General features: G+C 45.0%; 10 protein-coding genes. All 10 read right to left on the minus strand.

Going from position 1 to position 12,284, the window contains the following annotated elements; all coding sequences use genetic code 11:
• Positions 1–9 precede the first annotated feature (9 nt).
• The 10 genes from ftsA to GY065_RS09025 all read right to left on the minus strand — a co-directional run bounded on the left by ftsA (position 10) and on the right by GY065_RS09025 (position 12,278).
• Positions 10–1,245 carry a cell division protein FtsA gene (gene ftsA / locus GY065_RS08980; RefSeq protein WP_174833855.1) on the minus strand — a complete coding sequence of 412 codons (1,236 nt, stop codon included), beginning with the start codon at positions 1,243–1,245 and terminating at the stop codon, positions 10–12.
• A 42-nt stretch (positions 1,246–1,287) separates the two neighbouring features.
• Complete coding sequence (locus GY065_RS08985) at positions 1,288–2,064, minus strand: cell division protein FtsQ/DivIB (protein WP_174833856.1); 777 nt, start codon at positions 2,062–2,064, stop codon at positions 1,288–1,290.
• On the minus strand, positions 2,048–2,959 hold the full coding sequence (locus GY065_RS08990; protein WP_174833857.1) for a D-alanine--D-alanine ligase: 912 nt from the start codon (positions 2,957–2,959) through the stop codon (positions 2,048–2,050). Before GY065_RS08990 ends, GY065_RS08985 begins: the two co-directional genes overlap by 17 nt.
• A gap of 65 nt (positions 2,960–3,024) precedes the next feature.
• On the minus strand, positions 3,025–4,437 hold the full coding sequence (murC, locus tag GY065_RS08995; protein ID WP_244621518.1) for a UDP-N-acetylmuramate--L-alanine ligase: 1,413 nt from the start codon (positions 4,435–4,437) through the stop codon (positions 3,025–3,027).
• A 78-nt stretch (positions 4,438–4,515) separates the two neighbouring features.
• The gene (murG, locus tag GY065_RS09000) at positions 4,516–5,583 is read right to left on the minus strand and encodes an undecaprenyldiphospho-muramoylpentapeptide beta-N-acetylglucosaminyltransferase (RefSeq protein WP_174833858.1); all 1,068 of its coding nucleotides are present in this window, start codon (positions 5,581–5,583) and stop codon (positions 4,516–4,518) included.
• Positions 5,584–5,620: 37 nt separating this feature from the next.
• Positions 5,621–6,775: a putative lipid II flippase FtsW gene (gene ftsW, locus GY065_RS09005; RefSeq protein WP_174833859.1), complete on the minus strand. Its 1,155-nt coding sequence runs from the start codon at positions 6,773–6,775 to the stop codon at positions 5,621–5,623.
• Complete coding sequence (murD, locus tag GY065_RS09010; RefSeq protein ID WP_174833997.1) at positions 6,772–8,118, minus strand: UDP-N-acetylmuramoyl-L-alanine--D-glutamate ligase; 1,347 nt, start codon at positions 8,116–8,118, stop codon at positions 6,772–6,774. Before murD ends, ftsW begins: the two co-directional genes overlap by 4 nt.
• A 64-nt stretch (positions 8,119–8,182) precedes the next feature.
• Entirely contained in the window at positions 8,183–9,268 is a 1,086-nt protein-coding gene (gene mraY, locus GY065_RS09015) for a phospho-N-acetylmuramoyl-pentapeptide-transferase (protein WP_025331240.1), read from the minus strand.
• A gap of 150 nt (positions 9,269–9,418) precedes the next feature.
• Positions 9,419–10,777, minus strand: coding sequence for a UDP-N-acetylmuramoyl-tripeptide--D-alanyl-D-alanine ligase (gene murF, locus GY065_RS09020; protein WP_174833860.1), 1,359 nt, complete (start codon positions 10,775–10,777; stop codon positions 9,419–9,421).
• A gap of 22 nt (positions 10,778–10,799) precedes the next feature.
• Positions 10,800–12,278 carry a UDP-N-acetylmuramoyl-L-alanyl-D-glutamate--2,6-diaminopimelate ligase gene (locus tag GY065_RS09025; protein ID WP_174833861.1) on the minus strand — a complete coding sequence of 493 codons (1,479 nt, stop codon included), beginning with the start codon at positions 12,276–12,278 and terminating at the stop codon, positions 10,800–10,802.
• Positions 12,279–12,284 lie beyond the last annotated feature (6 nt).

Genomic DNA, 12,284 nt, shown 5'->3' on the forward strand with positions numbered 1-12,284 from the left:
TAAATAAAGTTAAAAATTGTTCTTAAACCAGCTTTGCAATTTTTTTAGCCATGACTCTTTAGATTCGGTAGTTGTTGCCACAGGCATATCCGTTTTATTTTCTTCTTCACAAGCTGCCTGTAACAAACCAATAGCAGTAGCATAACGCGGATTGCGGATCCGTTCTGATACCCCTCCCATTTCCTGCGGCACCCCGATACGGGCCGGCAGATTAAATACATCCTCTGCCAGCTCGACCATTCCGGGTAATAATGATGCTCCGCCGGTAAGAACTATGCCTGAAGTCAGCACATCCTCAGGAAAACCGGAACGGCGCAATTCATTCAGCGTCAGTTCCAGAATCTCTTCCACGCGCGGACCAATTACACTTGCCAGTGTCCGACGCGAAATCTGGCGCGGATTACGGTCACCCACACTGGGCACCTCAATCATATCATCAAGACCATCCATGGTTGCCAGTGCCACTCCATGATTGATTTTGATATATTCAGCTGCACTGTGGGGTGTACGCAACGCTTGTGCCAGATCTTTGGTAATCAAATCCCCTGCCACCGGAATAACGGCTGTATGCCTGATAGCCCCATTAGTATATACGGCAATATCAGTCGTGCCGCCGCCGATATCAATAACACAGACACCCAGATCTTTTTCATCTTCAGTCAGTACTGCCTGACCACTGGCCAGTGGCTGTAATATCATTTTATTGATTTGCAAACCACAGCGATTAACACACTTCTGGATATTCTGCATTGCTGTTACCGCACCGGTAATAATATGTATGCGCGTGTCCAGACGAACCCCGCTCATGCCAATGGGTTCACGCACACCCGGCTGATTATCAATAATAAATTCCTGTACCACTGTATGTAAAATATCGTGATCCGGTGGAATATTGACAGCTTTTGCCGTCTCAATTGCACGATCAATATCAGCCTGACTGACTTCTCCGTCCTTGATTTTAACCACACCCTGTGAATTGAAACTGCGAATATGATTACCTGCAATACCGGTTGTTACACAGTCTACCTGTACATCAGCCATCATCTGTGCTTCTTCCATGGCCTGCTTGATTGCTTGTGCAGTGGTTTCAATATTGGTCACCATACCTGCTTTCAAACCGCGCGACGGAGCCTGCCCTAAACCAATAATGTGGATTTCATTATCTTCTTGAACCTCACCAATAAGAGCGATTACTTTTGAAGTGCCGATATCCAGTGCACTGATGTATTTTTTACCTTTAACCATGGTCATCACTTTAAAATCAAATAATCAATCGGTCTGTCCGGATCAATCCAGATTTGCTTCATACTGATCCGCCACTTCAGATGCATTTACTGCTCTGGTACTTGCAGCTGAATTAGCCTTATTTTTGTACCGTAACGCAAAACCATCCGGATAACGCAAATCTACATAATCGATATTACTGGCCTGTTTCTGTAAAACCTGTGGCCATGCCCAGACAAAATGAGCCAAACGCTGTTCTACCTTTTCCCGCCCCAGTTTCAGGGTAATTCCGTTGCTTAAGGTCAGCTGCCAGGCAGAACGATTACTTAACTGCAACTGCTGAATATGCAGACCTGTTGATTGCAACAAATTTTCGAATGTTAACAAATGTACGGTCATGTAGCGAGCAGAACCGCTGCTTCCAACAAATACCGGCAGCTGCTCATGAATTACTGCATTAAATATCTGTCCGTCAGTATCCACCAGCTGCTGGTCATTCCAGCGTGCAACAGGGTCCCGCTCCCTGATGTCTAACTGTACCGTACCCGGCCAGATTCGTTTTATCTGTGCTTTATATACCCAGGGTAGTTTAGCCAGTGCAGATTGTGCCGCACTCACATCCACAGTAAAAATATTACCCTGCAAATATTGTCTGCTGATTTGTTCAATTTCAGCCGACTGCAAATGCTTCAACGGATGTATTACCTGAATTTGCCGGACCGGAAAATATGGTGAATGCACCAGCCAGGATCCGCCTGCTGCCAGCAGGCAGAACAATACACATACATATAACCACCGGTAAAGCCGTTTTAAGGCTTGTGCATTATCCCAAAGTCGCATGACTTAAAATTTCAACACACAAATCTTCAAAACTCAAGCCAATTTCACGTGCAGCTTTAGGCACCAAACTGTGTCCGGTCATGCCGGGTACAGTATTAACTTCCAGAATATAGATTGTACCGTCCGCATCACGCAGAAAATCTACTCGCCCCCAGCCTCGACCACCTAATGCTTTAAAAGCACGGGCTGTCAAATTACGCATATATTGCTCATCCGCCGGTGTCAGATCAGCCGGACACAGATACTCGGTATCATCGCGATGGTATTTAGCTTCATAATCATAAAACTCCGTTGCCGGTACGATACGAATACTAGGCAATACCTGTTCACCAAGAATACCACACGTATATTCACCACCTTCGATTGCACGTTCAGCCAGAATTTCACCATGGTACTGTTTCAGTTGCTGATAAACTTGTGCCAGCTCACCAGCCTGCCTGATTTTCACCACACCCACACTACTGCCTTCTGCTGCAGGTTTAACAAATAAAGGTAGACCCAGTTCTTCTTCTACTGCAGCAAAATCACTATCATCATGCAGCACAATAAATGGTACGCAAGGCAAACCAACTCCCTGCCAGACTAGACGACTACGGAATTTATCCATACCCAGCGCACTGGCCGCAACACCACAACCGGTGTAAGGAATACCAAATGCTTCCAATGCCCCCTGTACGACTCCGTCTTCTCCATAAGAGCCATGCAGAATATTAAAAGCCCGGTCAAAGCCGGCACTAACCAGTTCAGACAATGGCCGCTCAGACGGATCAAATGCATGTGCATCTATACCACGGCTTTTCAATGCAGTAAGAATTGATGCACCACTAGCCAGTGAGACTTTACGCTCACTGGAGAAACCGCCCATCAGTACGGCAACTTTACCAAAATCACTCATTGTTTGTCATTAATCCTGTTTTTCTTTTAATAAGAACAGTATGTGAAATAATTAAACTGCAGTCATTATACTGCAGCAGACATTCCGGTAAGCATGGCAGGTACTTTGTTAATACTGCCGGCACCCATATTGAGCAAAACATCACCATCTTGCAAGACATTTAATAACGTGGGCGCCATTTCGTCTACGTTTGCCACATAAATCGGCTCAACTTTACCCAGCACTCTGATCGCACGCATTAATGCCTTACTGTCAGCAGCCACAATCGGGTCTTCACCAGCAGAATACACTTCCGTTAAAACCACGCCATCAGCTTTACTCAAAACCTGAACAAAATCTTCAAATAAGTCCCGTGTACGTGTATAGCGGTGTGGCTGGAATGCTACGACTAGACGACGCTGAGGGTAGGCACCTCGTGCAGCAGCTATGGTTGCAGACATTTCAACAGGATGATGACCATAGTCATCAATCAGTAACGCTTCGCCACCATTCGGTAATGCAATCTCACCGTACTGCTGAAAACGGCGACCCACACCTGCAAAACTTTCCAGTCCAAGCTGAATTGCCGGTACTGAGACACCAATTTCCAGGGCAATCCCGATAACAGCCAGTGCATTCAGAACATTATGTCGCCCCGGCATATTGACCGTCACATTAAACGGTTTTATGCCTTTTTTACGCGTATGAACATCAAAATGCATTTGTGCACCATCGGCAACAATATTAGTTGCATATAAATCAGCACTTTCATCCAGACCATAGGTAACAAAAGGTTTCTGAATCAACGGTAAAATCTGGCGCACATGCTCACTATCAATACATAAAAAGGCTTTGCCGTAAAACGGCATACGATGCACAAAATCCACAAACGCCTGATGTAGTTTTTCTACATCATGATCATATGTATCCATATGATCGGTATCAATATTGGTAACGACCGTAAATAAAGGTGTCAGATATAGAAACGAAGCATCTGATTCATCTGCTTCAGCAACAATATATTCACCTTTACCCAGCTTGGCATTGGTTCCGGCCGCAGTTAACCGACCGCCAATAACAAAAGTCGGATCTAACTCTGCTGCTGCCAGTACAGAAGCAGTTAAACTGGTTGTTGTGGTTTTACCATGTGTACCAGCAATGGCAATACCGCGACCAAAACGCATGATTTCAGCCAGCATCATGGCTCGCGGAATTACCGGAATTTTTTGTTCTTGCGCCGCTACCACTTCCGGATTATCTTTTTTAACGGCTGTTGATGTCACTACTACATCTGCACCAGTAATATTTTCAGCACTGTGTCCTGAGCAAATATGCACTCCGATTACCCGTAAATGCCGGGTTGCGGCATTATCAGCCAAATCAGAACCACTTATCTGATAACCTTCATTATGTAAAACTTCTGCAATACCGCACATACCGGTTCCGCCAATCCCTACAAAATGAATATGGCGGATACGGTCTTTCATGTTTTCTTTCATACTTTATAACTTTTCCTGCCAGTCTGAATTGTGATTGTTAGCTCGAGTCTGCAACAATTCATCCGGCTCAATCAAAATTTAACGGATACTCGCTAGCGCTGCTGCCGCAACCTTAGCCGCACTGTCAGGCTGAGCCAGCGCACGTGCTTTAATCGCCATGTCTAAACAGCGTTCGCGCGATAAATCGGCCAGCGTAGCCATTAATGTCTGTGTATTCAGATTCGTCTGCGGTAATAATATTGCCGCACCATCTTTAACCATAAACTGTGCATTAGCTGTCTGATGGTCATCTACCGCATGCGGATAAGGCACCAGAATTGCCCCTACTCCGGCAGCGGTTAATTCAGCAATTGTCAGTGCACCGGCCCGGCAAATCACCAAATCGGCGTTACGATAAGCTGATACCATATCTGTGATAAATTCAACACATTGCGCCTCTACTGCGCACTGAGCATAATTCTGCTCTAACTGTGCCAGTTTATTTCGTCCGGACTGATGCAGCAGTCGCGGACGCTGTTCAGCCGGTAACAAAGCCACAGCCTGCGGCACAATCTGATTTAATACATCAGCGCCCAGACTTCCGCCAACTACCAGAATATTCAGCTCACCATTTCTGCTGTTAAAGCGCTGTTGTGGTGGTGGTAATGCAGCAATATCAGCACGTACCGGATTACCTACCAGTCCGTTTTCATTTGCGAATACTTGTGGAAATGCATACATTACCTGATTGGCAAAATGAGCCAGCACTTTATTAGATAAACCAGCAATCGCATTCTGTTCATGGACAATCAAGGGTAAACCGCATAGCTTTGCGGCTATACCACCCGGAAAAGTAACAAAACCACCAAAACCGATGACTGCATCTACTTGATGCCTGCGAATAATCTGACGCGCTGCCGCAATGGTTTTTAATAAGGTAAAAGGTAGCATTAGCTTACGCTTTAGCCCGTTACTGCGTATTCCTTTGATTGCCAAGGTTTCCAGTGGTATGTCGTACTGCGGAACCAGACGGGTTTCCATCGCCCCGTCACTACCCAGCCAGATAATACGATGACCCTGTGCCTGTAATGCCTGAGCAACTGCAAGCGCAGGAAAAATATGACCGCCTGTTCCACCGGCCATGACCATGAAAGTTTTTACACTCATTATTTTCCCGTCAAAACTATCAGAGTTTTGTGATTATTTATACTTTGAATCCACGCATCACACGCCGGTTCTCATAATCCACTCGCAGCAGCAAACCCACACTGATTAAAATAATCATAACAGCTGAACCACCATATGACAGTAAAGGCAGAGTCAGCCCTTTAGTCGGTAACAGCCCGATATTCACACCAATATTAAAAAAGCTCTGAATACCCAGCCAGATACCAATACCCTTGGCGACGAAAGAACCATAAAACAACTCTAAATCGCGAGCCTGTTTACCAATGGAAAAAGCACGGACTACCAGCCAGATATAACAAAACATTAATACCAGAATACCGACAAAACCGAATTCTTCTCCAATGACCGCAAGAATGAAATCCGTATGAGCCTCAGGTAAATAAAAACGTTTTTCCAGACTGGCTCCCAATCCGACACCAAACCAGCCACCGCGCCCAATTGCCATTAATGAATGCGTAAGCTGATAACCTTTACCCAGAGGGTCTGCCCACGGATCAAGAAAACCGGCTACACGTGCCATACGGTAAGGCTCAAACAGCACCAGCATAACCATGGCCAGCAAACCAAAACCTACTACAGCCATAAACCAGCGAAATGGTAAACCAGCCAGAAAAAGCAAGCCTACCGCAATAACAGAAACCACTACAAATGAACCAAAGTCTGGTTCCAGCATAATCAGCCCGAGACCAAGTCCTACCGGAATACCTGCAAACCAGACTTTTTTGAATTCTTTCAAGATTTCAGCACGTCTGGTAAAAAAACTGGATAAATACAAAATTATCGCCAGTTTAAAAACTTCGGTAGGCTGGATATTAACCATCCCAACATTAATCCAGCGTTTGGCACCGTTAATTTCTCTTCCCATTACCAGCACCAGAATCAGCAGCACGATACTGAACAGCAACACCAGTGGTGTCAGCTTTTTCCATGTTCGCAAAGGAATACGTGCAGCCACACAACCAAGTACGCCGCCGCACAATAGAAAAATAGCCTGACGAATCAGATAAAAATAAGTACTGCCGCCATCATGCTTTGCATACGCAATTGAGGCCGAGTAAACCATAATCAGGCTGAAACTGGCCATCAATACCACCATCCATAACAGTGACTGATCAAAAGTATATCCGCGTCGCAATAGCTTGCGATCCAGCAGACGTGATTCAGTAATCATGCTACGCTACCCTGCAATTGACGGACGCTGGCAATAAATACCTCACTGCGATGTGCATAACCCTTAAACATATCATAGCTGGCACAAGCAGGACTAAGCAGCACAATATCTCCCGGATGAGCCAGTTCAAAAGCACGTTCAGTAGCATGCGGCAAATCGTCATAGTACTCTACCGGATAGGAAGCTTGTCCGAGAACTGCTCCGAGCTGATGACCATCCACACCAATCAGTAAAACTGCCCGTGCCTTATCCTGTAATGCAGCTTGCAACGGAGTAAAATCCTGACCTTTACCCTGTCCGCCCGCAATCAGCACAATAGGTTTATCTAGCCCATGCAATGCAGCACAGGTAGCACCAACATTAGTACCTTTGGAATCATCAATAAATGTCACACCTTTCACTTCGGCTACTTTTTCCACACGATGCGGTAAGCCTTTGAAAGTGGATACATATTGAAGCAATTGTGCACGCGGCAAGCCAATGGCTTCACATAAAGCAAATGCAGCCAAAACATTGGCCGCATTATGTGTACCCTGTAAAGACAGGGCATCACAGGCCAGCAATGGTTCATTACCGGCACACAACATATCTTTATTCAGCCAGAAATCAGTATTATGCTGTAAAGAAAACCATTTCACCGGCCGGTTATGCCGTACCATAGCGTGACAAAAAACATCATCGGCATTTAACACTTGTATGGCCTGGCCACGAAAAATCCGGTCTTTGCTATGCGCGTAATCCAGAAAATCATCATAGCGATCCAGATGGTCTTCTGATACATTCAGCACTGTAGCAGCAGTCGCATTCAGGCAGGGAGCAGTCTCCAGCTGAAAACTCGATAATTCCAGAACCCAGACATCTGCTGCTTTACCTGCGCGCTCCAGATAGGCTTCCAGTACTGGGGTGCCAATATTACCTGCCACCACTGTATCAAGTCCGCATTGCGCACATAAAAAACCCACCAGACTGGTAGTAGTGGTTTTACCGTTTGAACCGGTAATTGCAATAATTTTACTGTTACTGCTTTCAAGTAAATCAGCCAGAATAGCTACATCACCCAGTACGACACCGCCGGCACGTTTAAAATCAACAATAGCAGGCTGACGCTGACTGATTCCCGGGCTTAAAGCCAGAATATCAAACTGGTGCTGTTCAAACACTGTTGCCAGGTCTCCGGTATATACGGCAACCTGATGACGCTCAGTTAAAGACTGCAATTGTTCTGCATCAGGCTGTGCATCATAAATCACTATATCAGCACCTGCCTGAGTTAAAAACTCCAGCATTGAAATTCCGGTACGCCCCAGCCCTGCAACTAAAACCTTTTGATTACGCCAGTCAATCATGGTTAAGTCCTACACTAAATTTAACCCAAATGTATATCGTCTGATCCTGCTTATCTGACTACTAACGGATTTTCAGGGAAGCTAAACCAACCAGTACCAGAATCATGGTAATAATCCAGAAACGTACTACAACCTGAGTTTCTTTCCAGCCTTTTTGTTCAAAATGATGATGAATTGGTGCCATCAGAAAAATACGTTTACGCCGTAATTTATATGAACCTACCTGCAGCATGACAGACATTGCCTCAACAACAAATAAGCCACCCATAATTACCAGTACAATTTCCTGACGCACAATCACAGCTATCGTACCCAAAGCTGCACCTAAAGCCAGCGCACCGACATCCCCCATAAATACCTGTGCCGGATAAGCATTAAACCACAGGAATCCCAGGCAAGAACCACAAATTGCGGCGCAGAAAATCATAACTTCATTCGCACCGGGGACATGCGGCAGCTGCAGATAATGAGCAAATTCAGCATGACCGCTGACATAAGCAAAAATTGACAGACCGGCAGCAACCAGCACAATAGGAAAAGCAGCCAGCCCGTCCAGTCCGTCAGTCAGATTTACTGCATTAGAAGTACCAACAATGACAAAATACGTCAGAATAACAAAACCAATGCCACCCAGCGGGTAAGTAATTTCCTTGAAAAAAGGAACAATAAAAGTATTTGTAGAGCTTAAGTGTGCCACATAAAATAGCACCAAACCGGCTACCAGAGCCACTACAGACTGCCAGATCATTTTAAATCTGGCTGAAACCCCGTGCGGATCTTTGTAAACTACCTTTTTCCAGTCATCATAAAAACCCAGAGCTCCGGTACTCAGCATCACTAACAAAAGTATCCAGATATAAATATTAGCCAGATTAGCCCATAATAATGTTGTAACAGTGATAGCCAGTAAAATAAGAGTACCGCCCATAGTTGGTGTACCAGTTTTCACCAGATGGGTTTTGGGACCGTCATCGCGAACAGCCTGCCCTACTTTGAGCTGAGTTAATTTGCGAATCATCCACGGACCGAATGCCAGACTCAGCCCCATGGAAGTCAGTGCCGCCATTACGGCACGAAAAGTAGTGTATTGAAATAAATGGAAACCATTTATCCAATAGTGAAAAATTTCTGCTAACCACAACAGCATGGTTGTTTTCCCTTGTCACAGCCAAAGCCATAACCGTTATTAGATAATTTATTGCTATATGAATGATGCATAATCACCCAGATAGCCTGAGCCGGATAAAAACGGCTATTTTAAGTCGTTCATCACTACTTGACGAGAGTTAGCAATAATTTATTTCTGTGTTATTGCTTGTACTACATCTTCCATATGCATAAACCTTGAACCTTTTACCAGAATGGTAGCTGTCTGCTGATCCCATGCACGTAAATCATCAATTAGTTTGTTTCGATCCGTATAAAATGCATCCGGTAAACCATAAGCTTCTGCTGCAAACCGTGCTTCGTCACCAATAAAAAATGCTGCATCAATACCGCGTGCCCGTATATAAGCACCTACTTCCGCATGCAGAGCAGAAGCATTACTGCCCAGCTCACCAATAGCACCCATCACAATAATTCGTGGTGCAGGAAAAGCTGCCAGAACATCGACAGCTGCCTTAAATGCATCCGGGTTAGCATTATAAGTGTCATCAATTACCAAAGCGCCATGCACACTGCGCTTTTGTTGCAATCTGCCTTTAGCATTTTCAAATGAATTCAGTCCCTGTAATGCCGCTAAGGGCAAACCGGCACCCAGAGCAAGTGCAGAAGCGGCCACAGCATTATGTACCATATGTAATCCCGGAACCGGGACTTGTAAATTAACCACCCCTTGCGGGCTGCACAAATCAAAACTGATACTTAATGGCTGCAGTACAATATTGCTAGCATATACATCACCCTGTTCTGTACCAAAGCGGACACATTGCTTACCTTGCAAAGCTGAAATATAAATATCTGACTGACCATCATCCGTAGGAACAAAACCAGTTCCATTCGCATTCAGCCCCTGATAAATTTCACTTTTAGCGCGGGCAATATCAGCAACATCTGAGAAGCCACAGCCGATATGAGCACGCAGTGCGTTATTAACCAGAGCATAGTCCGGTTTGGTCAGACCAGTTAAATAACTCAGTTCTCCGGTATGATTCATACCCATTTCAATCACAGCATAGCGATGCTGCGGCTTTAACTGTAATAATGTCAGCGGTAAACCAATATGATTATTAAAATTACCGGCAGTAGCCAGAACCGCACTAGTACCTGCATGATGCCGCAAAATTGCAGCCAGCATTTCTTTTACCGTAGTTTTACCGGCTGAACCGGTAATACCAAACACCTGCAATGCCGGATTAACCTGCATTCGCCATGTCTGTGCCAGCTTTCCCAACGCTTTTTCTGTGTCTGCAACTACCAGACATTTCGCCTTATTTTGCCACTCTGAGCGACTAACAATACACAACTGTGCTCCCTGAGCGAGCACTTCATCAACAAAATCATGACCATCAAAGTGTTCACCCTGAATGGCTACAAATACATCACCAGGCTGAATCTGGCGACTATCAATAACTACCCGTGTGACCGGCTGATTATTATCAGGTAACACTTGTCCAAAAGTCTGATAAATAAAATTAAGATCTAAATTTGGCATATTATTAAGCAATTACAAAATTTTAGACTCGCTGTTGCAAAGCTGACCGTGCTATTTCAAAGTCTGAAAAATGCTGTTTCTGACCACCGATATCCTGATAGGTTTCATGACCTTTTCCTGCAATAAGAACGATATCGTCAACTGCTGCATGATTTACAGCATAATTAATCGCAGTTTTACGGTCTGCTTCTACCAGCGCCGGTGCAGCAACAGCCGGCAAAATATCATTAATAATTGCCTGCGGATTTTCTGTACGCGGATTATCGCTGGTTACGACAACATAATCCGCTCCTGCAGCGGCTGCGGCTCCCATTAATGGTCTTTTACCTGCATCACGGTCTCCGCCACAGCCAAAAACACACCACAAATGCGCTCCGTCAGGTTTAATTTCCTGCAAAGTCGATAATGCTTTTTCCAGTGCATCCGGTGTATGAGCATAATCAACCACCACTAGCGGCTGATTACTTCCCATCAGACAATCCATACGTCCGGTAGCAGGATTAATCTGCGGCCAGACAGCAATTACCTCTTTAAAAGTAAAACCATTAGCACACAATACACCTATACAGGCTGCCAGATTCTGAGCATTAAACCGACCCAGTAAACGTGTATGTACTACTTCGTTTCCCCACGGCGTACGCAAATGCACCTGCATACCACTTGCTGAAGCGTGAAATTGACTAATATGAATATCTGCATCAGCATGAAAACCATAAGCCAGTACAGTTAACTGCGGACAATCACGGCATAAATCCTGCCATAACCGATAGCCGAACTCATCATCAATATTAATAATGGCGTGTTTCAGACCTTGCCAGTAAAACAATGAAGCCTTGCAATCACCGTAACTTTGCATGCTATGATGATAATCTAGATGATCCCGGGTCAGATTGGTAAAAACAGCACTGGTAAAAGGAACACCAACGACACGGCTCTGATCCAGACCATGACTGGACACTTCCATGGCAACGGCTGCAGCATTATCTTCAGCAAAATCACGTAACCATGTCTGATTAGATACCGCATCCATAGTAGTATTGGTAGTATCATGCAGCTGTTGCCAGTATCCATTCCCTACCGTACCCATAATGGCACATTTTTTGCCAAGAATATCGGAAGCCTGAGCCAGCCATTGTGACACTGACGTTTTACCATTAGTTCCGGTTACTCCCCAGACACTCAGCTTTCTGCCCGGATAGTCATAACAGGCAGCAGCCACCAGTCCGGCACGCTGACGTAAATCTTTTACAGCCTCATTCGCTACTTTCCAGCCGGTCTGCCATACAAACTGACCATCATCATCCCAGAAAACAAATTCTGCACCATTATCAATAGCAGCCTGTATAAAATCACGGCCATCACTATACTCACCCTGACAGGCTACAAATACATCTCCGGGCTGCACCTTTCTGCTATCCACCCGCAGTGTACGACCGGCAATCAGCCGACTTGTTTCAGCACTTAAATGATATTCAGGCAAAATTTTTTTCAGGGAAAACATAATACT

Source organism: Snodgrassella sp. ESL0323 (genome assembly GCF_013346865.1).
Lineage (GTDB): Bacteria > Pseudomonadota > Gammaproteobacteria > Burkholderiales > Neisseriaceae > Snodgrassella > Snodgrassella alvi.

Bases quoted from the DNA above. Each gene is read 5' to 3' on its own strand.
- ftsA (WP_174833855.1), bottom strand. From the start codon at position 1,245: ATGGTTAAAGGTAAAAAATACATCAGTGCACTGGATATCGGCACTTCA.
- GY065_RS08985 (WP_174833856.1), bottom strand. From the start codon at position 2,064: ATGCGACTTTGGGATAATGCACAAGCCTTAAAACGGCTTTACCGGTGG.
- GY065_RS08990 (WP_174833857.1), bottom strand. From the start codon at position 2,959: ATGAGTGATTTTGGTAAAGTTGCCGTACTGATGGGCGGTTTCTCCAGT.
- murC (WP_244621518.1), bottom strand. From the start codon at position 4,437: ATGAAAGAAAACATGAAAGACCGTATCCGCCATATTCATTTTGTAGGG.
- murG (WP_174833858.1), bottom strand. From the start codon at position 5,583: ATGAGTGTAAAAACTTTCATGGTCATGGCCGGTGGAACAGGCGGTCAT.
- ftsW (WP_174833859.1), bottom strand. From the start codon at position 6,775: ATGATTACTGAATCACGTCTGCTGGATCGCAAGCTATTGCGACGCGGA.
- mraY (WP_025331240.1), bottom strand. From the start codon at position 9,268: ATGCTGTTGTGGTTAGCAGAAATTTTTCACTATTGGATAAATGGTTTC.
- murF (WP_174833860.1), bottom strand. From the start codon at position 10,777: ATGCCAAATTTAGATCTTAATTTTATTTATCAGACTTTTGGACAAGTG.
- GY065_RS09025 (WP_174833861.1), bottom strand. From the start codon at position 12,278: ATGTTTTCCCTGAAAAAAATTTTGCCTGAATATCATTTAAGTGCTGAA.